Origin of the sequence: Demequina phytophila, assembly GCF_000971135.1 — a bacterium.
Classification (GTDB): Bacteria; Actinomycetota; Actinomycetes; order Actinomycetales; family Demequinaceae; genus Demequina; species Demequina phytophila.
This window is the reverse complement of the sequence record NZ_BBLW01000005.1, coordinates 1-21,583: the sequence shown is the minus strand read 5'-3', so window position 1 is coordinate 21,583 and position 21,583 is coordinate 1. Positions and strand designations below refer to the sequence as shown.

Genomic DNA, 21,583 nt, shown 5'->3' with positions numbered 1-21,583 from the left:
CTCAGGCGGACGCCAGGTAGCGGTCGTAGCCCTCGGCCTCGAGGCGCTCGGCGAGCTCGGGGCCGCCCTGCTCGGCCACGCGGCCGGCCACGAACACGTGCACGAAGTCCGGCTTGATGTAGCGAAGGATCCGCGTGTAGTGCGTGATGAGCATGATGCCGAGGCCGGTGGTGTCCTTGGCGCGGTTGACGCCCTCGGACACGATGCGGAGCGCGTCCACGTCGAGGCCCGAGTCGGTCTCGTCGAGGATCGAGATCTTGGGCTGGAGGAGCTCCATCTGGAGGATCTCGTGGCGCTTCTTCTCGCCGCCGGAGAAGCCCTCGTTGACGCCGCGCTCACCGAACGCGGGGTCCATGCGGAGGTTCTCCATGGCGCCCTTGACGTCCTTGACCCACGTGCGGAGCTTGGGGGCCTCGCCGTCGATCGCGGTCTTCGCGGTGCGCAGGAAGTTGGACACGGACACGCCGGGGACCTCGACCGGGTACTGCATCGCGAGGAACAGGCCCGCCTTGGCGCGCTCGTCGACGGACATCTCGAGGACGTCCTCGCCGTCGAGCGTGACCGAGCCCTCGGTGATCGTGTACTTGGGGTGGCCGGCGATCGAGTACGCGAGGGTCGACTTGCCGGAGCCGTTGGGGCCCATGATGGCGTGGGTCTCACCGGAGTTGATGGTGAGGTCGACGCCCTTGAGGATCTCCTTGGTCCCCTCGGGGGTCTCGACGGTGACGTGGAGGTTGCGGATCTCCAGGGTGCTCATGCGTTCTCCTTGACGGAATTCTTGGGGGTGTCGACGTCCACGAGCACGCGCTCGCCGTCGACTCGGGTCGGGTAGGTCTTCACGGGGGTGATGGCGGGCAGCTCGTCGGGCTCGCCGGTGCGGACGTCGAAGCGGGAGCCATGGGCCCAGCACTCGACGTGGCAGCCGTCGACGTCGCCCTCGGACAGCGACACCTCGCCGTGGGTGCAGAGGTCGTCGATCGCGTAGAAGTCGCCGTCATCCGAGCGCACGATGGCGACCGGGATGTCGGAGCCATCGGCAACCGTGAGCTCGGCGAGCATCGCGGAGCCGGGCTGCAGGTCGCTCACCAGGCAGGCGAGCTGCTCACTCATGCTCGAGCTCCTCCTCCACGTGCGCGATCTCGAGGTCGATCTGCTTGAGGAGCGACTCCTCGACCGCCGGCACGCCGATCTCGTGGATGAGGTCCGCGAAGAAGCCGCGGACCACGAGCTTGCGGGCCTGGTCCTCGGAGATGCCGCGCGAGCGCAGGTAGAACATCTGCTCCTCGTCGAAGCGGCCGGTCGCGGACGCGTGGCCCGCGCCCTCGATCTCGCCGGTCTCGATCTCCAGGTTGGGGACCGAGTCCGCGCGCGCGCCGTCCGTGAGGACCAGGTTGCGATTGAGCTCGTACGTGTCGGTGCCCTCGGCCGCGGCGCGGATGAGGACGTCACCGATCCACACGGAGTGGGCCGTCTTGCCGGCGAGCGCGCCCTTGTAGGTGACGCGCGACGTGCACTTGGGGACGGCGTGATCGACGAAGAGCTGGTGCTCCTGGTGCTGACCCGAGTCCGCGAAGTACAGCCCGAACAGGTCCACGGACGCGCCCTCGCCCGCGAACGCGGCCGAGGTGTTGAGGCGGACCACCTTGCCGCCGAGCGTGACGACCGTGCCGCGCAGGCGCGAGTCGCGGCCCAGGCGGGCGACCACCTCGCCGGCGTGGATCGCGTCCTCGTCCCACTGCTGCAGGAGCACCAGGTTGAGGCCGGCGTTGTCGCGCAGGTCGACCGACACGAGCTCGGAGTAGCGCGCGGTGCCCGTGCGGGTGATCACCACGGTCGCCTCGGCGCTCTGGCCGATCTCGACGAGCAGGTGGCCGCGGACGTCGCCGCCCGTGCCGCGCAGGTCGATGGTGATGGGCTCCTCGACCACGGTGTTCGCCGCGATCGTCAGCGCCATCGCGCCGCCGGAGTGCTTGACGGCCAGGGCCGACGCGCGGTCGCCGGGCTCGCGCACGGTGCGGGCCCGCGCATCGTCCGCGGGAACCTCGGTCAGGGCGACGCCCGCCGGAAGCTCCGACGTGGTCCACTCGAGGTGGCCGTCTGCCGGCTCGTCCGCGAAGATCGACCGGAGGTCGCGCACCGGCGAGAAGCGCCAGTTCTCCTCACGCCCCGTGGGCACGGGGAACACGTCGGCGTCGAAGGAGACGACGCGGTCCGCGCGGGACTTGTCGGGGACGATGCCGTGCGAGTGCGCGGCGTCGGCGGTGGCCTGGGTGTGATCGGTGACGGTCAACCGACGGATCCTTCCATCTGGAGCTCGATGAGGCGGTTGAGCTCGAGGGCGTACTCCATGGGCAGCTCGCGCGCGATGGGCTCGACGAACCCGCGCACGATCATGGCCATGGCCTCCGACTCCTCGAGGCCTCGGGACATGAGGTAGAACAGCTGGTCCTCGGACACCTTCGAGACCGAGGCCTCGTGACCCATGTGGACGTCGTCCTCGCGGACGTCGACGTACGGGTAGGTGTCGGACCGCGAGATCTGGTCGACGAGCAGCGCGTCGCACAGCACGTTCGACTTCGAGTTCTTCGCGCCCTCGAGGACCTGGACCAGGCCGCGGTACGAGGTGCGGCCGCCGCCACGGGCGACGGACTTCGAGATGATCGAGGACGAGGTGTTGGGGGCGGCGTGCACCATCTTGGCGCCCGCGTCCTGGTGCTGGCCCTCGCCGGCGAACGCGATCGACAGGGTCTCGCCGCGGGCGTGCTCGCCGAGCATGAAGATCGCCGGGTACTTCATGGTGACCTTGGAGCCGATGTTGCCGTCGACCCACTCCATGGTGGCGCCCTCGGCCGCGGTGGCACGCTTGGTGACCAGGTTGTACACGTTGTTCGACCAGTTCTGGATGGTCGTGTAGCGCACGCGGGCGTTCTTCTTCACGATGATCTCGACCACGGCCGAGTGCAGCGAGTCGGAGCTGTACACGGGAGCCGTGCAGCCCTCGACGTAGTGCACGTACGAGCCCTCGTCCGCGATGATCAGCGTGCGCTCGAACTGGCCCATGTTCTCCGTGTTGATGCGGAAGTAGGCCTGGAGCGGGATCTCCACGTGGACACCCGGCGGGACGTACACGAACGATCCACCCGACCACACGGCCGTGTTGAGCGCCGCGAACTTGTTGTCGCCGGTGGGGATGACGGTGCCGAAGTACTCCTCGAACAGCTCCGGGTAGTCGCGCAGGCCCGTGTCCGTGTCCACGAAGATGACGCCCTGCGCCTCGAGGTCCTCACGGATCTGGTGGTAGACCACCTCGGACTCGTACTGCGCGGCGACGCCCGCGACGAGGCGCTGCTTCTCCGCCTCCGGGATGCCGAGCTTGTCGTACGTGTTCTTGATGTCCTCGGGCAGCTCCTCCCAGGAGGTCGCCTGCTTCTCCGTGGACCGCACGAAGTACTTGATGTTGTCGAAGTCGATGCCGGTGAGGTCGGAGCCCCAGTGCGGCAGCGGCTTCTTGCCGAACAGCTTCAGGCCCTTGAGACGCGTCTCCAGCATCCACTCGGGCTCGTTCTTCAGCGCCGAGATCTGACGGACGACGTCCTCGTTGAGGCCGCGCTTGGCAAGCGCGCCGGCCTCATCCGAGTCGTGCCATCCGAACTGGTAGTTGCCGATCGAGGCGATGGCCTCGTCCTGCGTCATGGGCTCGGTCGGAGCACTCATGCTCATCCTTCCTTACGGGTGGGGGTGGCGAGCGGGATCGTGGTGGTGCAGACATGCGCGCCGCCCGCGAGGGTCGACAGCCGCTGCACGTGCACGTCGAGGATCCTCGAGAACGCGCGGGCCTCGGCCTCGCACCACTCGGGGGTCTTCTCCGCGATGGACTGGACGGGGCAATGCCCCTGGCACAGCTGGACGGTGATGCCGCCGGGGCCGGGACGCACGGACGCGGCGAAGCCGCGCTCCCCGAGCGCCGCGGCGAGGTCCTGGACCTTGGTCGCCATCGGGGCGGCCGGGTCGACGGCGGACGCGACCGCGTCCTCGAGCTCCTTGGCCTTCGCCTCGACGAAGGCCTCGAGCCCGCCGGAGTCGCGCAGCGCCGTCATCGCGTCGACGGCGACGGACTGGTACGCGGTGGCGAGGGCGCGCTGGCCCGCGTTGGTCGCGACGAACGACCGCGCGGGGCGGCCGCGTCCACGGGTGTGGATGCCCGGGGGCTCGTGGTCGACGATGTAGCCGGAGTCCTCCAGCGAGGACAGGTGGCGGCGCACGCCCGCGGGCGTCACGCCGAGCTCGGACGCGAGGGCGGCCGCGGTGATGGGGCCGGCGGTGGCGATGAGGCTGAGCACCCGATCGCGCGTGGTGTCGGCGGTCATCCCTGCTCCTCTCGTCCGTGGGACGCGCGGTCGACGACGGCCACGCGGTATTTGAAAACATTTTGGTTCATTAAAAAGAAGCGCGCAAGCAAGGCGACCCTTACCTCGGGACGATGCGGCGGTCACCCTTGTCCACAACGCGTCGGCGGGCCGTTCTGTGCCCGCGACGGCCCTACGATTGTCGGGTGTCGAGCACCACCGAACTGACCCGTTCCTCCCTGGGATACCGCGTCACGCGCGGCCTCACCCTGGCCAACATCGCCACCCAGGCGGGCATCATCGTCACCGGCGGCGCGGTGCGCCTCACCGGTTCCGGCCTGGGCTGCTCGACGTGGCCGCAGTGCGAGCCCGGGCAGTTCACCCCCACGCGCCACGACGCGACGTCGATCCACCCGTTCATCGAGTTCGGCAACCGCACGCTCACCGGTCTCCTGCTGGTGGTCGCGGTGGCGATGGCGATCGGCGTGTGGCGCACCCGGCCCGACCTCCGGTGGTGGGGCCTGGTGCCGGCGCTCGGAGTGCTCGCTCAGGCGGTCATCGGCGGCATCACGGTGCTGGTCGAGCTCGACCCCCGGGTGGTCGCGCCGCACATGCTGCTGAGCCTCGCGCTCGTCTGGTACTCCGTGAGGTTCGCGCTGCGCTACCGCGGCGCTCGCGGGCGGCTGGGCGGCCCCCTCACCGTGGAGCGATGGGTGTCCGCGGGGCTCCTCGTGGTGCTGCTGGTGCTGGGCGCGCTCACCACGGGCGCCGGCCCGCACTCCGGAGACGCGGACGCCACGGAGCGGCTCGCCTTGGACCCGGTGTCCGTCGCGAAGGCGCACGCGCTGACCGTGTGGGCGTTCTGCGCGCTCCTGGTGTGGATCGGCTGGCGCATCCGCCGCGACCGCAGCGCGGGCGACCGCGACGAGGCGCGCCTGTCCTTCTGGGTGCTCGCGGGCGTCACGCTCGCGCAGGGCGCGATCGGCTACGTCCAGTACTTCACCGGGCTGCCCGCGCTGATCGTGGGCTTCCACCTGCTCGGCGCGGCGGCGCTCACCGCGGCACACTCCGCCTTCTTCCGCCTCACCGCGCGCGACACGGCCGCCTGATGGCCGCGCGCGAGGTCACGCTGAGCCACGTCGAGGACGCGGCGCGGGTCCTCGCGGGCGTGGCGCAGCGCACGCCGGTGGACCACGCCTCGTACCTCAGCGAGCTCATGGGCGTGCCGACGTACATGAAGCTGGAGAACCTCCAGCGCACCGGGTCGTTCAAGCTGCGGGGCGCGACCTACCGGCTGTCGCGCCTGACGGCCGAGGAGCGCGCCCGCGGCGTGGTCGCCGCCTCCGCCGGCAACCATGCGCAGGGCGTGGCCTTCGCGGCGCAGCAGCTGGGCGTCGACGCCACCATCTTCATGCCGCTCGGCGCACCGGTGCCCAAGCTGCTCGCGACCAAGGGCTACGGCGCCACCGTGGTCACCGACGGCGCGACCGTCGAGGAGTGCCTGGTGCTCGCCGCGGAGCACGCCGCGCGCACCGGCGCCGTGATGATCCACCCGTTCGACCACCCCGACGTGATCGCGGGCCAGGGCACCATCGGGCTCGAGATCCTCGCGGAGGTGCCGGACGCCGAGGCGATCATCGTGCCGGTGGGCGGTGGCGGGCTCATCGCCGGCGTGGCCGTGGCCGCCAAGGAGGCCGCGGCGCGAGCCGGGCGCGACGTGAGTGTGATCGGCGTGCAGGCCTCCGCCACCGCATCGTTCCCCCCGTCGCTCGCGGCGGGCCATCCCGTCACCATCGAGCGCGGCGGGACCATCGCCGACGGCATCGCCGTGGTCCGCCCCGGCGAGCACACGTTCCCGCTGGTGCAGGAGCTGGTGGACGACGTGGTGACCGTGGACGAGGACCACCTCGCTCGCGCCGTGCTCACGCTGCTCGAGCGCACCAAGCTGGTGGTCGAGCCGGCCGGCGCCGCCCCGGTGGCCGCCATCCAGGCGGGCCTCATCGAGGCGACCGGGCCCACCGTGGCGCTGGTCTCGGGCGGCAACATCGATCCCCTGCTGCTCCAGCGCATCGTCGCCCACGGGCTGGTCGCCTCGGGGCGCTACATGACGCTGCGCATCCCGCTCCCCGACCGCCCGGGCCAGCTCGCCCGCGTGTCGGAGCTGCTCGCGCGCGTGGGCGCGAACGTCATCGAGGTGCTGCACACGCGCCACGACCTGGGCCTCACGCTCAACGACGTGGTGCTGCAGGTGAGCGTCGAGACGCGCGGCCCGAACCACCAGGAGCAGGTGCTCGAGGCGCTGCGCGGTGCGGGGTTCGCGCCGCAGGTCGCGGGCTGACGCCCGCTCCGGCCGCCCCTCAGTCCAGCAGCGACGGAGGCCGGCGCCACGGCGCGTCGGCCGGCCGGAGCGTCGCGCCGTCCGAGCGAAGCGCCGCGTCGAGCGCCAGCGCACCCACCACGAGCGACGGGCTCTGCGCGGTGCCCGCCCAGATCGACGCGAGGATGTCGGACAAGGGAACCCAGCGGCCCTCCATGTCGCGTTCCTCCTCGTGACGCTCGAAGCGCTCGGCCTCGGGCACCGCGGTGAGGTCGCGTGCGAGGAACATGCGGATGCCCTCGGAGGACCCGCCGGGCGAGGTCATGAAGTCGACGAGCGTGTCCCAGCGGGCGGCGCGCAGGTCCGCCTCCTCGAACAGCTCGCGCGCGGCGGCGTCGACGGGAGGCTCGTCGCGCAGGTCGAGCAGGCCGGCGGGGGGCTCCCACGTCTCGGCGCGCACCGCGTGGCGGTACTGCCGGACCAGGAACACCTCGCCCGCCTCGTTGAGCGCCATCACCCCGACAGCGCCGGTGTGATGGATGTAGTCGCGCTGGACCTGACCGGACTCCCCCAGGTCGACACGGTCCGATCGCACGTTCCACACCTTGCCCTCGAAGGCGAGGCGCGTCTCGACGACCGGCCGCGCGCCGGGGACGTCCGCGATCATCAGACGGCCGCGGCGTCCGCCGGGGCCGTGGCGCCCTCCTGACGCTCGACCGCCGCGCCGATCAGGCCGGCGAACAGCGGGTGCGCCTTGGTCGGGCGCGACAGGAACTCGGGGTGCGCCTGCGTGGACACGTAGTACGGGTGCGTCTCGCGGGGCAGCTCGACGAACTCGACGAGCGAGCGGTCGGGGCTCTCGCCCGACACGACCAGGCCCGCCTCCTCGAGCTGGGCGCGGTAGGCGTTGTTCACCTCGTAGCGGTGGCGGTGACGCTCGCCCACGGTCGTGGCGCCGTACGTGGCGGCCACCACCGAGCCCTCCTTGAGGAGCGCGGGGTACTCGCCCAGGCGCATGGTGCCGCCCAGGTCGCCCTTGCCCTCGACGATCTCGAGCTGCTCCTCCATGGTCGCGACCACGGGGTGCGGCGTCTCGGGGTCGAACTCCGACGAGGACGCGCCCTCGAGGCCCAGCACGTTGCGGGCGTACTCCATCACCATGGTCTGCAGACCGAGGCAGATGCCGAGCGTGGGGACCTGGTTCTCACGGGCCCAGCGCAGCGCGCCGATCTTGCCGTCCACGCCGCGCACGCCGAAGCCGCCGGGCACGAGCACGCCGTCGACGCCGCCGAGCGCCTCCTGCGCGCCCTGCGGGGTCTGGCAGCGGTCGGACGCGACCCAACGGATCCGCACCTTGGTGTTGTGGTGGAAGCCGCCGGCGCGCAGCGCCTCGGTCACCGACAGGTAGGCGTCGGGCAGGTCGATGTACTTGCCGACGAGCGCGATCTCGACGTCCTTCGCGGGCTTGTGCACGCGCTTGAGGACGTCGTTCCAGGCGCCCCACTCGACGTCGTGGAACGGCAGGTCGAGGCGGCGCACCACGTACGCGTCGAGGCCCTCGGCGTGGAGCACCTTGGGGATGTCGTAGATGCTGGGCGCGTCGACGGCGTTGACCACCGCGGCGGGCTCCACGTCGCACATGAGCGCGACCTTGTTCTTGACCGACGTGGGGACCTCGCGGTCCGAGCGCAGCACGAGCGCGTCGGGCTGGATGCCGATCGAGCGCAGCGCGGCCACGGAGTGCTGCGTGGGCTTGGTCTTCTGCTCTCCCGAGGGGCCGATGTACGGCACCAGCGAGACGTGGAGGAAGAACACGTGGTCGCGGCCCACATCGTGGCGCACCTGGCGCGCCGCCTCGAGGAACGGCTGCGACTCGATGTCGCCGACCGTGCCGCCGATCTCGGTGATGATGACGTCGACGTTGGGTCCGGCCTGCTGGCGCATGCGGCGCTTGATCTCGTCGGTGATGTGCGGGATCACCTGCACCGTGTCGCCGAGGTACTCGCCGCGCCGCTCCTTGGCGATCACCTGGGAGTACACCTGGCCGGTGGTGACGTTCGAGGCCGCCGAGAGCTCCACGTCGAGGAAGCGCTCGTAGTGGCCGATGTCGAGGTCCGTCTCCGCGCCGTCGTCGGTGACGAACACCTCGCCGTGCTGGAACGGGTTCATGGTGCCCGGATCCACGTTCAGGTAGGGATCGAGCTTCTGCATGGTGACGCGCAGTCCGCGCGACCGGAGAAGGCGGCCGAGGCTGGATGCCGTCAGGCCCTTCCCGAGGGAGGACACGACGCCTCCGGTGACAAAGATCTGACGGGTGACATGGTCCGTACCGGACGAGAATCGCGTTCGCTCCACGGGCTTCAACTCTAACAGCCGTGAGTCCCGGGTGCGTCTCAGGAAACGCCCAGAACCGCCGGAACGTCGCCGTCGCGGTAGTGCGGGAGCGACCCGGAGAGGGTCTCGGAGACGGTGGCGACGGCCGTGACGGACCCCAGGGTCCAGTCGGACGATGCGACGGTCGCCACATCATCCCGCCTGGTCTCTCCCTGGATGGCGGCGGGCGCGCCCACCACCGTGACGGGCGCGTCGTAGGCGGCGAAGGCCTCGACGAGCGAGGCGGTCGCGTCGCCTCGGCCCGCGACGAGAATGATCGCGTCGGCGGAGGTCGCGGGCCTGCCCGCAGCGAGCTCGGACTGCTCGAGCAGGTCCCACAGCACCGCGCCGCGGTCCGTGCCCGCCGCGCCGATGTCGGCGAGGTCCGCTCCGGTGGGGGCGGCACCCGTGGCGCCCTGGACGAACGCGTGCGCGAGCACCTCGGCCGTCTCCGACGTTTCCACACCGACCAGGGAGGGCGCGACCTGCTCGGCGAGCGCACCGCGGAACTCGGACGTCGCGTCCTCGTCCCAGGCGTCCCCCAGCGCGACGGAGCCTGCGGTGACGGCGCCGGCGAGAGGGAGTCGCTCCTCGACCGCGGCGAGAGCGTCGGCCGGTGCGCCGGGCGCGGCGACCACCACCACCTGGGTCTCGGGAAGCAGCCCGATGAGCAGGGTGGGCGCCGTAGTGTCGACGTAGTCGCTCGCGGTGGCGGCGCGCGTCTCCGCGTCCTCCGCGGCCTCCTGCGCGGTCGCGACCTCGGCCTCGAGCTGATCGATCCGCTCCCCCGTGTCCCCCAGCAGCGCCGCGCGCAGCGGGCCCGACCCGAGCACCACGCCGATCGCGAGCACCGCCACGCCGGCGGCGGCCGAGACGAGGCGGGTGCGGCCGTCGCTCATGCCCCGCCCCCCACCGTCTCGGCGAGCCATGTCCAGGCGCCGGCCAGCGCATCGTGCCCCTCGGGCGTGCCCCAGGCCGCGAGCAGCAGCGCCGCGGCCGCCAGGCCGAGCGCGCCCCACGCGGTCCAGGCGCTGTACCGGTGCCGGTAGAGCGCGGGCAGCACGGCGGCGTCGACCACCGCGCCGCTGGCGACCAGTCGCGACAGGAGCGCGCCGGCACCCGCGGTCGAGCGGTCCTCCACGTAGTCGAGGAGGCCGTCGCGTCCGCCGGCGACGATCACCACGGACGCGCCGGCGGCGTGCGCCGCGAGCAGCGCGACGTCCTCGCTGGCGAGGCTCGCATCGCAGTCGTCGTGGCTGAGGCCGATCGCCTGCGCGCGTGCGAGACCCGCGTCGCGTCCGGCCGGGTCGTGGACGATCACCTGGGACGCGCGCCGGAGCACGTCCTCGCCGACGGAGTCGATATCGCCCAGGACGATGCGCGGGTTGAGACCAGCGGCGCGTGCGGCATCCGCGCCGTCGCCCACGCCGATGACGACGGGGCGGCGCTCGCGCGCGAAGCGGGCGAGGACCTCGTCGCCGCCGGCGAAGCGGGACGTCACCACCACGACGGGGCGGCCGTCGACGGGGAGGCGGAGCTCGGGCAGCCCGATGCCATCGAGGAACAGGTCCGCGTCGCGGTGGAGCAGGTCCAGCGCCGTCGCGGTGAAGGAGGCGACATGGACGTGGAGGTCCTGGTCGGCGACGCGGATGCGCTGCTCGACGTCCTCGAGGGTGAGCCGGCTGCCGGCGTCGGCGATGCGGCCGGCGGAGGCGACGGAGTCGCCCTCCACCGTCACCTGCGCGCCGTCGCGGAACGCGAGCACGTCCTGGCCGGCGGACTCGACCACCGGGATCCCGGCCTCGAGCAGCACCAGCGCGCCGGTGGTCGGGAGGCGTCCCGAGATGCACGCCTGCGCGTTCACCACCGCGGCGGGGCGGCGGGCCGCCAGCGCCGCTGCGGCGCGCTTGTCGAGGTCGAGAGCGTCCACGATCGCCACGTCGCCGGGCTGGAGGCGCCGCGCGAGCGCGAGCGGCGACGAGTCGACCCGCGCGGGGCCGGAGATGGCGGTCGTGGCGGCGGTCATGGCGGCTATGGTGCCACGCGCGAGGCCTCCAGCAGCTCACGTGCATGGGCGAGTGCGGTCTTCGAGCCCTCATGGCCCGACAGCAGGCGCGCGAGCTCCTCGACGCGGTCCTCCCCCGCCACCTCGTGGACCTGCGAGCGGGTGATCGACCCGTCGGTCGACTTGGCGACCACGACGTGCCGGTCCGCGTGCGCCGCGACCTGCGCGAGGTGCGTCACCACCAGCACCTGGTGGGTGCGGGCGAGCTCCGCGAGCCGGCGCCCGACCGCGATCGCGGCCTTGCCGCCCACCCCCGCGTCGACCTCGTCGAACACGAACGTGTGGCCCGGCGTGACGGCGTGCCGCGCGAGCGACACCTCGATGGCCAGCATGATGCGCGACAGCTCGCCGCCCGACGCGGCCTGTGCGACAGGACGGTGCGGGGCACCCGGGTGGGACGCGAGGGTGATGGCCACCTCGTCGGCGCCGGACGCGCGTGGCTCGACCGCGCGCAGCTCGACGCGGAGCTCCGCATCGGGCATCGCGAGCCCGTCGAGCTCCGCGTCGACCTCCGCGGACAGCCGGTCCGCGGCCGCGCGGCGGCTCGCGGTGAGGTCCCGCGCGACGGACTCGAGCCGGGCGCGGGCGTCCCGCTCGGCGTCCCGGCGCGCCGCGAGGGTCTCGTCCCATGTGTCGTCCTGAGCGACGGCGGCTGCGGCCCGCTCGCGGTAGGCCAGCACGCCGTCGAGATCCGCGCCGATGCGGCGCATGAGCGCGTTGAGGTCCGCGCGGCGCGACTGCAACGTCTCGAGGCGCGCGGGGTCGGCGTCCATGCGGTCGAGGTACGAGGACAGCTCGTGCGCGACGTCCGCCGCGCCGTACGCGAGCTCCGCGAGGCGCGCCTCGAGCGCCTCGAGCGCGGGGTCGTGGCGGGCGGCATCGCCGAGCGCGCGACGGGCCGCGTCCACGGCCACCACCAGGGTGATCTCGGCGTCACCGTCGATGGCCTCGCGCGCACCCGCGACGCCGGTGCGCACCGCCTCGGAATGCTCGAGCACCTCGATCTGCGCGGCGAGCGCGGCGTCCTCGTCCGGCTGGGGATCGATCGCGTCGATCGCGTCGAGGTCGTCGCGCATGCGGGCCGCCTCGAGGCGCGCCGCCTCGGCGCCCGACTCCATGGCCTCGAGCTCCCTACGGGCGTCTCGCCAGGCCTCCCACGCGGCCGCGTACGAGGCGACCAGGGCATCGTGCCCCGCGAAGCCGTCGAGGATCGCGCGCTGCTCGCCCGAGGATCGCAGCCGCGCCTGGTCGCTCTGGCCGTGCACGGTCACCCAGTGCTCGGCGACCTCCGCGAGGACCGCCTGCGGGACGGTGCGGCCGCCGACGACGGTGCGGGACCGCGTGGTCGCGCCCACCGTGCGCGACACGATGACGGTGCCATCGTCGTCGAGGCTCGCACCCGCCTCCTCGAGGCGTGCGGCGGGCCAGGAGCCGGGCTCGACGTCGACGACGGCCTCGGCGACCGCGGAGTCGGCGCCCGTGCGCACCGTCGCGGGGATGCTCTTCGAGCCGGTGATGAGGCCGAGCCCCGTCAGCACCATGGTCTTGCCGGCGCCCGTCTCGCCCGTCACGCAGGTGAGGCCGGGACCCAGATCGACGCGGGCGGACTCGATCACGCCCAGGTTCTCGATGGCGAGCTCGTGGAGCACGTCAGATCCCCGCTCCCCACCCGGCGACGGGCCGGGTGCCGCGGAACCCGTCGACCGGGAGCGAGAACTTCTGGACCAGACGCTCGCTGAACGGGGCGTCCGACATGCGCGCGAGGCGCACCGTCTGGGCACCGCGGGTGACCTCGACGCGTCCGCCGCGGGCGAGGTCGATCGCACGCGCACCGTCGAGCACCACCTGGCCGTCGCTCGACGAGCGGTCCAGGATCTCGACGGTGACCCGCGAGGACGGGCTCACCACGAGCGGGCGCGAGAACAGCGCGTGGGCCGCGAGCGGCACCACGAGCAGCGCGTCCACGTCGGGCCACAGCACGGGCCCGCCCGCGCTGAAGGCATGCGCGGTGGACCCGGTGGAGGTGGCGACCACCACGCCGTCGCAGCCGAACGTCGACAGCGGGCGCCCGTCGATGTCGAGCGCGACCTCGATGGTGGTGCGCAGGTTGGCACGCTCGACGGTGACGTCGTTGAGCGCCCAGCCGGTGCTCACCACGCCCTCCGGCGAGGTCACCGCGACGTCGATGGTGCCGCGCTCCTCGACCGTGTAGTCGCCCGCGGCCAGGCGGCGGGCGGCGTGGGCGACGTCGTCGCGCTCGAACTCCGCCAGGAAGCCGACGTGACCGAGGTTGACGCCCAGGAGCGGGATGCCGGTGCCGCGGGTGAGGTCGGCGGCGTGAAGGATGGTGCCGTCTCCACCGAGCACCAGGGCGGCCTCGATGGGCTTGTCGCCGGCGTGGAAGTCGGTGCAGGTCGCGACGCCGTCCGCGGCCAGGGCCTCGGCGGCCAGGGCGGCGGCATCCGCCGCCTCGGGACGATGCGGGTGCGTGACGATGAGGATGCGTCGCGTCACGGCGTCCCTCCCGTCTCCTCGATGATCGCGGCCCTGATCTGCGGGTCTACCAGCGGCTCGGGCCCGCCACTAGCCTGCCATGCCCGCGACCCCCACACGAAGAACTCGACGTTGCCGTGTGGGCCCGGAAGCGTCGAGCGCGCGATGCGACGGACCGCGAGTCCCGCCTCCATCATGGCCGTCACCACCGACATCACCGCACCGGCGCGATCATCGAGGTCGGTGACCACGCCGCCGCGGCCCAGGCGTTCGCGGCCCACCTCGAACTGGGGCTTGACCATGAGCAGCACGTCCGCGTGCTCGGCGAGGGTCGCGACGATCGGCTCGATGAGGAGCGTGAGGGAGATGAAGGAGACGTCCGCGACCACGAGATCGGGGCGTTCGCCCAGGTGGCCCGCCGTGAGCTCGCGTGCGTTCAGGCCCTCGCGCGCGACCACGCGCGGGTTGGCGGCGATGGCGGGCGCGAGCTGACCGTGGCCGACGTCGATCGCGTGCACCCGCGCGGCGCCGCGCTCGAGAAGGACCTGGGTGAAGCCCCCGGTCGAGGCACCGACGTCGAGAGCGACGCGGCCGGTCGTCTCGAGCTCCGGGCACGCGTCGAGGGCGCCGAGGAGCTTGTGGGCCGCACGCGAGACGTACTGGTCGGGCGCGGCGGCCTCGACCACCGCATCGTCCCCCACCTCGAACGACGACTTCGCGACGGCGACGCCGTCGACGGTCACCACCCCGGCGGCGATGAGCTCCTGTGCGCGGGTGCGCGACGGAGCCAGGCCGCGCGCCACGAGCGCGCGGTCCAGGCGCATGCTCAGCGCGACTCGTCGCGGAGGCGTGTCGAGAGCGCCTCCTGCACCTTGTCGAAGAACTCGGCCTGCTGGTCGAGGTCATCGGGGAGCTCGGTGACGGCCTTGAGGGCCTCACGAACCTCGGCCGGGTACTCGACCTGGCCCAGTGAGTCGCGCGCGTCGTTGAGGTCAGCCATGGGAATGGAGGCTAGCCGAAGTGCGGGAGCGTCTCAACGTCGATCTGCTCACCACGATCGGCGGCATCCCACGCCGCGGCGCACGCGGCGCGGATCCGGTCGAGCGCATCCCCGCCGTCGACGACGAGCCGGCGTTCGGTGACGCGCGCGCGGGCCTCGCCCACGTGCCACCAGTGCTCGGCGAGCACCGGCGCGGGATGCGCGTCGGCGAGCGTCGACAGGTCGGCGCCGATGAACGCGGGCCGCTCCCCCGGTACCGCCAGGATGGCGTCGCGCGCGGTGTTGACGCCGGTGAGCACCAGGAGTCCTGGGATGTCCGCCGCGCGGGCACCCTTGAGGTCGGTGTCGAGGCGGTCGCCGATCATCAGCGGGCGGCTCGCACCGGCCTTGCGGGCGGCCATGCGCAGCATCGCGGGCTCGGGCTTGCCAGCCGCGAGCGGCGTGACCCCGGTGGCGGTGCGCACCACGCCCACGAGCGAGCCGTTGCCCGGGGCGATGCCCCGCTCGTTGGGGATGGTGAGGTCCAGGTTGGTCGCGAAGAAGCGGGCACCGGCGTTGATCGCGTAGGTCGCCTCCGCGAGCTGGCGCCAGCCGAGGTCCGGGGAGAAGCCCTGGATCACGGCGACGGGGTGCTCGGTCGCGTCCTCGACGATCTCGTAGCCCTTGGCCGCGACCGCCGTGTAGAGGCCGGCGCCGCCGACCACCAGGACGCGCTCGCCCGCGGGGACATGCTCCGCGAGCAGCTCGGCGCCCGCCTGGGCGGCGGTCATCACCTCGGTCGGGGCGCACGGGATGCCGAGCTCCGAGAGGTGCGAGGCGACGGTCTCGGGCTCGCGCGAGGCGTTGTTCGTGACGAACATCACGCCCATCCCGGCGGCACGGGCCGCCTCGAGCGCGGGCGGTGCCGAGGGGATCGCATGCGGCCCCTTGTACGCGACACCGTCGAGGTCGACCAACGCGACGTCGAAGGCGTCCTGCAGCGCGGTGTCCGTGCCGAGCAGGCCGGCGCTCACGCGCGGTCCTCGGGGTTCCCGTCCTCGTCCGCGAGGTCGATGTCCGAGTCGGGCTCGTCCTCGGGCTCGTCCTCGTCCTCGTCCTCGTCGCCGTGGTCGTCGGCGGGCTCGGCGTCGAAGTCGTCGTCCTCGTCCTCGTCGCCGTCGGTCACCTCGGTGAGGCCGTCCTCGGCGTCGAAGTCGTCGTCCTCATCCTCGTCGAAGCCCTCATCCTCGTGGTCCTCGACGTCGGGGTCGGGGAGCTCGGCGGTGTCGTACAGGACGATGTCCTCCTCGAGCTCCTCCTCGACGGGCTCGGGGATGGACGCCTCGAGCTCGTCGGCCTCGGCGTCGCGGCCGAGCGCACGGAGAACCGCGACCTGCGCCTCGTCGACGCGCGCCTTGAGCTCGTCGTTCGGAGCCGTGATGCGGCTGAGGATCAGGTGCGCAGCCTCGGCGTCACCCATGTCGAGGCGCGCACCGGCGACCACGATCCGCATCTCGACGGCGGACTCGCGCGGCAGCTGCTGGGCGTCGGGCTCCTCCGCGATCGCGAGGGCGCGCTCGGGCCGGCCGAGGCCGCGCTCGCAGTCGGCCATCAGCGGGAGGTGCTCGATCGAGCCGCCGAGGCGACGGACCGTGCGGAACTCGCGAAGCGCCTCGGCGTAGCGGCCGGTGGCGTATGCCGTGAGCGCGGCTGCCTCCCGGACCACGTCGACACGGCCACCGCGCTGCAGCGCGACCTGGGCGTGACGGTAGGCGAGCTCGGGATCGATGTCGACCAGGTTGCCTGCCATGATCAGGTGGCGGCCGACGTCCTCGGCGTTGTCCTTGCTGAGCGTGCGCAGGCGCGCGCGCACCGCGCGGTCGAGCTGGTTGTAGGTGATCTCCTCGGGCACCTCGGGTGCCTCGACGAGCTGCGACCTGGTGAGCGGGACGCCTGCGACGCGGGCGGTGCGCTCCTCCGACTCGGGGCGCGCACGGCCGCCCCGGTCAGGGCGGGCACCCGGACGGCCGGAGCCGCGGGGGGCGCGGTCACGGTCACGGTCACCGTCGAAGCTGCGGCGGGGACGGTCGTTGTCGTACTGGCGACGCGGACGGTCGTCGTAGGACCGCTGGGGTCGGTCGCCGTCACGGCGGGGACCACGGTCGCCATCGAACGAGCGACGCGGACGGTCACCATCGAAGTCTCGACGCGGGCGGTCGTTGTCGTACTGACGACGCGGACGGTCATCGTACGAACGCTGCGGACGATCGCCGTCACGGCGAGGACCACGGTCGCCATCGAACGAGCGACGGGGACGGTCACCATCGAAGTCACGACGCGGACGGTCAGAGTTCGCCGGTCGCGACGGACGGTCGTTGTCGTACTGACGACGCGGACGGTCATCGTACGAACGCTGCGGACGATCGCCATCGCGGCGAGGACCACGGTCACCGTCGAACGAGCGACGCGGGCGGTCACCCTCGAAGTCACGACGGGGACGGTCGTTGTCGTACTGACGACGCGGACGGTCATCGTACGAACGCTGCGGACGATCGCCATCGCGGCGAGGACCACGGTCACCGTCGAACGAGCGACGGGGGCGGTCACCATCGAAGTCACGACGGGGACGGTCATCGTAGGAACGGCGCGGACGGTCCTCGTCGTACGAGCGGCGCGGGCTCCGCTCGCCGTCGAAGTCACGACGCGGGCGGTCGTTGTCGTAGGGGCGTCGGGGGCCACGGTCGTCGTTGAAGTTGCGCCGCGGACGGTCCGAGTTGGCGGGACGCGACGGTCGGTCGCCGTCGAACGAGCGACGCGGACGGTCATCGTACGAGCGCTGCGGGCGGTCACCATCGCGGCGAGGACCACGGTCACCGTCGAACGAGCGACGCGGGCGGTCGCCACCGTCGCGACGATCGCCGTCGAAGGAACGGCGGGGACGGTCGTTGTCGTACTGACGACGCGGACGGTCATCGTTCGAACGCTGCGGACGGTCACCATCGCGGCGAGGACCACGGTCACCGTCGAAGTCACGACGCGGGCGGTCGCCACCGTCGCGACGATCGCCGTCGAAGGAACGGCGGGGACGGTCGTTGTCGTACTGACGACGCGGACGGTCATCGTTCGAACGCTGCGGACGGTCACCATCGAACTGACGACGGGGGCGGTCGCCGCCCTCGCGGCGGTCGCCGTCGCGCTGCTTGCGCGGGTTGATTCCGGGGCGCGAGTCATAGCTCGCGCGGCGCTCGTCGCGCTCGTCCCTGTCGTTCATGGTGCTCCTGTCCAATTGTGTGGACGCTCCCGCCATTCTTACGCGCCTGGGCACGAAGAACCGGGTCAGTACGTCCTGAGTAAGTCTGCATCACGCGCGGTCGCGGCGTCTCAGTCGGTCAAGACACGGGACAATGGCGACGATGACTGCCACCGACCTGTCCCTGCTCGCCCGCCTGCCGAAGACGGCGCCCGGCGCGGGCCCCGATCCTGACGCGCTCTACGAGGCATTCGCGACGTGGGCGGCGGAACGGGACCTTCCATTATATCCACATCAGGACGAGGCGCTGATCGAGATCGTCTCGGGCGCGCATGTCATTCTCGCTACCCCGACCGGATCGGGCAAGTCTCTCGTCGCAGCGGGAGCGCACTTCGCGGCGCTCGCCGCGTATCGCGCCGGCACCGGCGGCCGCACGTACTACACCGCCCCGCTGAAGGCGCTCGTGTCGGAGAAGTTCTTCTCCCTCATCGACGTCTTCGGATCAGACAACGTGGGCATGATGACCGGCGACAGCGCCGTCAACGCCGATGCCCCGATCATCTGCTGCACCGCCGAGATCCTGGCGAACCTCGCGCTGCGCGACGGCGACGCGACCGACGCCGCGCTCGTCGTCATGGATGAGTTCCACTTCTACTCGGACCCGCAGCGCGGCTGGGCCTGGCAGGTGCCGCTCCTCGAGCTGCCGCGCACACAGTTCGTGCTGATGTCGGCGACCCTCGGCGACACCGACTGGCTCGTCGAGGACCTCGAGCGTCGCTCGGACCGCCCGGTCGCGCAGGTGACGACCGCCGAGCGGCCCGTGCCACTGTCCTTCGACTACGTCCTGGACCCTCTTCCGGAGGTCGTCGAGCGCATCGTCCAGACGGGTCGTGCGCCCGTCTACGTCGTCCACTTCACCCAGAAGGATGCGGTCGAGCGCGCCCAGTCCCTCCTCAGCATGAACGTCGCGACCCGCTCCGAGCGTGATGAGATCGCGGCCGCGCTCGACGGCATCCGCTTCGGCACCGGCTTCGGCAAGACTCTCAGCCGGTTCCTGCGCGCGGGCGTCGGCGTCCACCACGCCGGGATGCTGCCCAAGTACCGGCGCATCGTCGAACGCCTCACCCAGCAGGGTCTGCTCAAGGTGGTGTGCGGCACGGACACGCTGGGGGTCGGGATCAACGTGCCGATCCGCACGGTGCTCCTCACCTCGCTGGTGAAGTACGACGGTGAGCGCATGCGCCACCTGACCGCACGCGAGTTCCATCAGATCGCAGGGCGCGCGGGCCGCGCGGGCTACGACACCGAGGGCGAGGTCCTCGTCATGGCGCCCGAGCACGTCATCGAGAACCGCAAGGCCCTCCTCAAGGCGGGCGACGACGTCAAGAAGCAGCGCAAGATCGTGCGCAAGAAGGCGCCGGCGGGACACGTCAACTGGACGGACGCGACGTTCGAGCGCCTCCGCGACGCCGATCCGGAGCCGCTCACCTCGAGCTTCGCGGTCACGCACGCGATGGTGCTCAACATCCTGGCGCGCGGGAGGGACGATGCGCGGGTCGGGCGGGCGGCGCAGGATCCGGTGATCGCGATGCGGGACCTGCTGGCGGCGGTGCACGAGACGCCGGCCCAGCGTGCCGCGCATGCGCGGCAGGCGCTGAGGATCTACTGGTCGCTGCGCAAGGCAGGCGTGGTCGAGCGGGTGCGGATCACCGACCCGTCCCACCCCCGTGGCTCACGGCCGTCTGTGCGCCTCACGGTCGATGTGCCCCGCAACTTCGCGCTCAACCAGCCGCTGTCGCCGTTCGCGCTCGCCGCCATGGACCTCCTCAACGTCGAGTCGCCGTCTCATGCGCTCGACGTGGTCTCGGTCATCGAGTCGACCCTGTCGGATCCGCGCCAGCTTCTGGTCGCGCAGCAGTTCCGGGCGCGCGGCGAGGCGGTGGCGGCGATGAAGGCGGAAGGCATGGAGTACGAGGAGCGCCTCGACGCCCTCGAGGAGGTGACGTGGCCGCGACCCTTGGCCGACCTTCTCGAGCCGGCGTTCGCGATGTACCGCCGGTCCAACCCGTGGATCATGGGCGCCGAGCTCTCCCCCAAGTCCGTAGTCCGCGACATGCTCGAGAAGGCGATGACGTTCGGCGAGCTGGTGTCGACGTACGGCCTCGAGCGCACGGAGGGGATCGCGCTGCGGTACCTCGCCGAGGCGTACCGCGCGATGCGGCAGACGGTGCCCGAGGAGCATCGCACGGAGGAGGTCGCGGAGATCACGGACTGGCTCGGCGAGCTCGTGCGGTCCACCGACTCCTCTCTCCTGGACGAGTGGGAACAGCTCGCGAATCCCGAGGCGGACGACGCCGACCCCGCGGCGCCGACGCCGACCGGGACCGCGACCGGTCCCGTCCGACCGGTCACGGGCAACCCGCGCGTGCTGCGCCGCCTCATCCGCAACGCGATGTTCCGCAGGATCGAGCTCGCGGCGCGCGAGGACTACGACGCTCTGGGCGCCCTCGACAAGGCCGCGGGGTGGGACGCCGCGGCGTGGGAGGACGCGCTTGCGCCGCTCTTCGACCTGCATGGGGACGATGCGGTGGGCATCGGGCCGAACGCACGCGCCTCAGCGCTGCTCACCTTCGTCGAAGCCGGCTCGAGCGGCGACGACGGGCGAGCTCGCGCGGCCCTCGCCGTCACCGAACACTCTGAGGTGCCTGCGGGTATGTGGATCGTGCGCCAGGTCATCGACGATCCCGCGGGCGACCACGACTGGGGCATCGTCGCGGCGATCGACCTGGAGGCGAGCGACGAGGCCGGCGAAGTCGTGCTCAAGGTCCTGGCGGTCGCTGCTCTCTAGAGCTTCAGTGGGTCTCGACGATGATCCGACCCATCGGGGTGAGCGAGATCGGGATGAGCTTGAGGTTCGCCCACGCCATCGGGATGCCGATGATCGTGATCGCGAGGGTGAAGGCCGTCGCGACATGCGCGATCACCAGGATGAGACCCAGCGGGATCCACAGGATGTTGCCGATCACGGTCCAGGCGCCCGCCTTCGGGTCGCGTACCACCTCGCGGCCGAAGGGCCAGATCGCGTAGTTCGCGATGCGGAAGCACGCGATACCCGCAGGGATACCGATGATCGTGATGAAGGCGATCACGCCGACGATCGCGTAGGACACCCACAGGCCGATCCCTGCGAAGAAGAACCAGATGATGTTCAGAAGAGTACGCATACCTCAGGGTATGTCGAGGGACGCGCCCGGCGCGGTCAACGCCGCGGCGTAGGCGCGCACCGAGCGCCGATAGCGCGGCAGGCCCGGCTCGATCGCCTCGATCGCGACTCGCAAGGCCTCGTCATGCCGTCCGGCGGTGTGCAGGGCGAGCGCGAGGAACACGCGCGGGGCCGCACCGGTCGACGGGTGCTCCGGTGCGTCCTCCAACAGCGCGATCGCCTCGTCGATCCGACCGAGGTTGCGCAGCGTGGACGCGTGCTGGACCGCCATCTGCGCGGCACGGTCGGGATCCACCTCGGCGAGGCCGGCCTCGTATGCCGCGGTGTACTCCCGATCCGCCTCGGCCTCGTGCCCGGCCGAGTCGTACGCACCGCCGAGCTCGAAGGCTCCGAGCGCCGGATGCGGCGCCGTCGCCGAGAGGACCCGCATGGCCGCGAGCCGCGCCTCGTCGTCGACCGTCTCGTCGCCCCAGAGGGCGCTCGCCCGCCGCTCCCAGCCGTCGTCGTCCATGCGATCAGGGTATCTGCCTGGGGGTA

21 protein-coding genes are annotated in these 21,583 nt (G+C 71.9%); 4 read left to right on the top strand and 17 right to left on the bottom strand.

What is annotated here, in order from left to right; genetic code table 11:
• Position 1 precedes the first annotated feature (1 nt).
• The 5 genes from sufC to AOM01_RS08560 are packed head-to-tail and all read right to left on the bottom strand — an operon-like array spanning position 2 to position 4,367.
• Positions 2-757 carry a Fe-S cluster assembly ATPase SufC gene (gene sufC, locus AOM01_RS08580; RefSeq protein WP_062291949.1) on the bottom strand — a complete coding sequence of 252 codons (756 nt, stop codon included), beginning with the start codon at positions 755-757 and terminating at the stop codon, positions 2-4.
• A complete protein-coding gene (locus AOM01_RS08575; protein WP_062291946.1) occupies positions 754-1,110 on the bottom strand; it encodes a non-heme iron oxygenase ferredoxin subunit in 357 nt (118 codons plus the stop codon). Before AOM01_RS08575 ends, sufC begins: the two co-directional genes overlap by 4 nt.
• Positions 1,103-2,290 carry a Fe-S cluster assembly protein SufD gene (gene sufD, locus AOM01_RS08570; protein WP_062291943.1) on the bottom strand — a complete coding sequence of 396 codons (1,188 nt, stop codon included), beginning with the start codon at positions 2,288-2,290 and terminating at the stop codon, positions 1,103-1,105. Before sufD ends, AOM01_RS08575 begins: the two co-directional genes overlap by 8 nt.
• Positions 2,287-3,693, bottom strand: a complete 1,407-nt coding sequence (gene sufB, locus AOM01_RS08565) for a Fe-S cluster assembly protein SufB (RefSeq protein ID WP_439645118.1) — start codon at positions 3,691-3,693, stop codon at positions 2,287-2,289. The genes sufD and sufB overlap by 4 nt, the downstream gene beginning before the upstream one ends.
• 23 nt (positions 3,694-3,716) lie before the next feature.
• Positions 3,717-4,367: a helix-turn-helix transcriptional regulator gene (locus AOM01_RS08560; protein ID WP_062291937.1), complete on the bottom strand. Its 651-nt coding sequence runs from the start codon at positions 4,365-4,367 to the stop codon at positions 3,717-3,719.
• A 185-nt stretch (positions 4,368-4,552) separates the two neighbouring features.
• On the opposite strand from AOM01_RS08560, the gene AOM01_RS08555 reads away from it, so the two are divergent.
• Together AOM01_RS08555 and ilvA are read left to right on the top strand one after the other, a co-directional pair.
• Complete coding sequence (locus AOM01_RS08555; RefSeq protein ID WP_062291935.1) at positions 4,553-5,455, top strand: COX15/CtaA family protein; 903 nt, start codon at positions 4,553-4,555, stop codon at positions 5,453-5,455.
• Positions 5,455-6,684 (top strand): threonine ammonia-lyase, encoded by a 1,230-nt coding sequence (gene ilvA / locus AOM01_RS08550; RefSeq protein ID WP_062291932.1) that lies wholly within the window; start codon positions 5,455-5,457, stop codon positions 6,682-6,684. Before AOM01_RS08555 ends, ilvA begins: the two co-directional genes overlap by 1 nt.
• Positions 6,685-6,703: 19 nt before the next feature.
• On the opposite strand, the gene AOM01_RS08545 is transcribed toward ilvA, so the two are convergent.
• The 10 genes from AOM01_RS08545 to AOM01_RS14385 are packed head-to-tail and all read right to left on the bottom strand — an operon-like array spanning position 6,704 to position 16,485.
• Positions 6,704-7,330 (bottom strand): NUDIX domain-containing protein, encoded by a 627-nt coding sequence (locus AOM01_RS08545; protein WP_062291929.1) that lies wholly within the window; start codon positions 7,328-7,330, stop codon positions 6,704-6,706.
• Positions 7,330-9,018: a CTP synthase gene (gene pyrG, locus AOM01_RS08540; RefSeq protein ID WP_062291926.1), complete on the bottom strand. Its 1,689-nt coding sequence runs from the start codon at positions 9,016-9,018 to the stop codon at positions 7,330-7,332. The genes AOM01_RS08545 and pyrG overlap by 1 nt, the downstream gene beginning before the upstream one ends.
• Before the next feature lie 38 nt (positions 9,019-9,056).
• Positions 9,057-9,935: a copper transporter gene (locus tag AOM01_RS14610; protein ID WP_062291922.1), complete on the bottom strand. Its 879-nt coding sequence runs from the start codon at positions 9,933-9,935 to the stop codon at positions 9,057-9,059.
• Positions 9,932-11,062 carry a putative cytokinetic ring protein SteA gene (gene steA, locus AOM01_RS14605; RefSeq protein ID WP_062291920.1) on the bottom strand — a complete coding sequence of 377 codons (1,131 nt, stop codon included), beginning with the start codon at positions 11,060-11,062 and terminating at the stop codon, positions 9,932-9,934. Before steA ends, AOM01_RS14610 begins: the two co-directional genes overlap by 4 nt.
• A gap of 5 nt (positions 11,063-11,067) precedes the next feature.
• Positions 11,068-12,750 (bottom strand): DNA repair protein RecN, encoded by a 1,683-nt coding sequence (recN, locus tag AOM01_RS08525; RefSeq protein ID WP_062291917.1) that lies wholly within the window; start codon positions 12,748-12,750, stop codon positions 11,068-11,070.
• A 1-nt stretch (position 12,751) separates the two neighbouring features.
• Positions 12,752-13,615, bottom strand: a complete 864-nt coding sequence (locus AOM01_RS08520; RefSeq protein WP_062291914.1) for an NAD kinase — start codon at positions 13,613-13,615, stop codon at positions 12,752-12,754.
• Positions 13,612-14,418 carry a TlyA family RNA methyltransferase gene (locus tag AOM01_RS08515; protein WP_062291911.1) on the bottom strand — a complete coding sequence of 269 codons (807 nt, stop codon included), beginning with the start codon at positions 14,416-14,418 and terminating at the stop codon, positions 13,612-13,614. Before AOM01_RS08515 ends, AOM01_RS08520 begins: the two co-directional genes overlap by 4 nt.
• Positions 14,419-14,420: 2 nt before the next feature.
• Complete coding sequence (locus tag AOM01_RS14390) at positions 14,421-14,594, bottom strand: hypothetical protein (protein WP_156155910.1); 174 nt, start codon at positions 14,592-14,594, stop codon at positions 14,421-14,423.
• An 11-nt stretch (positions 14,595-14,605) separates the two neighbouring features.
• Positions 14,606-15,607, bottom strand: a complete 1,002-nt coding sequence (locus AOM01_RS08510) for an HAD-IIA family hydrolase (protein WP_062291907.1) — start codon at positions 15,605-15,607, stop codon at positions 14,606-14,608.
• Positions 15,604-16,485, bottom strand: a complete 882-nt coding sequence (locus AOM01_RS14385; RefSeq protein WP_156155909.1) for a tetratricopeptide repeat protein — start codon at positions 16,483-16,485, stop codon at positions 15,604-15,606. Before AOM01_RS14385 ends, AOM01_RS08510 begins: the two co-directional genes overlap by 4 nt.
• On the opposite strand from AOM01_RS14385, the gene AOM01_RS14380 reads away from it, so the two are divergent.
• Both AOM01_RS14380 and AOM01_RS08500 read left to right on the top strand, forming a co-directional pair.
• Positions 16,390-18,057, top strand: coding sequence for a hypothetical protein (locus tag AOM01_RS14380; RefSeq protein ID WP_156155908.1), 1,668 nt, complete (start codon positions 16,390-16,392; stop codon positions 18,055-18,057). The two genes, AOM01_RS14385 and AOM01_RS14380, sit on opposite strands and share 96 nt — an antisense overlap.
• Positions 17,978-20,671: a DEAD/DEAH box helicase gene (locus AOM01_RS08500; protein WP_156155907.1), complete on the top strand. Its 2,694-nt coding sequence runs from the start codon at positions 17,978-17,980 to the stop codon at positions 20,669-20,671. Before AOM01_RS14380 ends, AOM01_RS08500 begins: the two co-directional genes overlap by 80 nt.
• Before the next feature lie 4 nt (positions 20,672-20,675).
• Here the strand turns inward: AOM01_RS08500 and AOM01_RS08495 are convergent, their stop codons facing one another.
• Together AOM01_RS08495 and AOM01_RS08490 are read right to left on the bottom strand one after the other, a co-directional pair.
• Positions 20,676-21,047, bottom strand: a complete 372-nt coding sequence (locus tag AOM01_RS08495) for a YccF domain-containing protein (protein ID WP_062291902.1) — start codon at positions 21,045-21,047, stop codon at positions 20,676-20,678.
• 3 nt (positions 21,048-21,050) lie between these two features.
• On the bottom strand, positions 21,051-21,557 hold the full coding sequence (locus AOM01_RS08490) for a tetratricopeptide repeat protein (RefSeq protein ID WP_062291897.1): 507 nt from the start codon (positions 21,555-21,557) through the stop codon (positions 21,051-21,053).
• Between the last annotated feature and the right edge of the window lie 26 nt (positions 21,558-21,583).

Coding starts and splice junctions, on each gene's coding strand:
- sufC (WP_062291949.1), bottom strand. CDS start 757: ATGAGCACCCTGGAGATCCGCAACCTCCACGTCACCGTCGAGACCCCC.
- AOM01_RS08575 (WP_062291946.1), bottom strand. CDS start 1,110: ATGAGTGAGCAGCTCGCCTGCCTGGTGAGCGACCTGCAGCCCGGCTCC.
- sufB (WP_439645118.1), bottom strand. CDS start 3,693: ATGACGCAGGACGAGGCCATCGCCTCGATCGGCAACTACCAGTTCGGA.
- AOM01_RS08560 (WP_062291937.1), bottom strand. CDS start 4,367: ATGACCGCCGACACCACGCGCGATCGGGTGCTCAGCCTCATCGCCACC.
- ilvA (WP_062291932.1), top strand. CDS start 5,455: ATGGCCGCGCGCGAGGTCACGCTGAGCCACGTCGAGGACGCGGCGCGG.
- AOM01_RS08545 (WP_062291929.1), bottom strand. CDS start 7,330: ATGATCGCGGACGTCCCCGGCGCGCGGCCGGTCGTCGAGACGCGCCTC.
- AOM01_RS14610 (WP_062291922.1), bottom strand. CDS start 9,935: ATGAGCGACGGCCGCACCCGCCTCGTCTCGGCCGCCGCCGGCGTGGCG.
- steA (WP_062291920.1), bottom strand. CDS start 11,062: ATGACCGCCGCCACGACCGCCATCTCCGGCCCCGCGCGGGTCGACTCG.
- AOM01_RS08515 (WP_062291911.1), bottom strand. CDS start 14,418: ATGCGCCTGGACCGCGCGCTCGTGGCGCGCGGCCTGGCTCCGTCGCGC.
- AOM01_RS14390 (WP_156155910.1), bottom strand. CDS start 14,594: ATGGCTGACCTCAACGACGCGCGCGACTCACTGGGCCAGGTCGAGTAC.
- AOM01_RS08500 (WP_156155907.1), top strand. CDS start 17,978: ATGGCGACGATGACTGCCACCGACCTGTCCCTGCTCGCCCGCCTGCCG.
- AOM01_RS08495 (WP_062291902.1), bottom strand. CDS start 21,047: ATGCGTACTCTTCTGAACATCATCTGGTTCTTCTTCGCAGGGATCGGC.
- AOM01_RS08490 (WP_062291897.1), bottom strand. CDS start 21,557: ATGGACGACGACGGCTGGGAGCGGCGGGCGAGCGCCCTCTGGGGCGAC.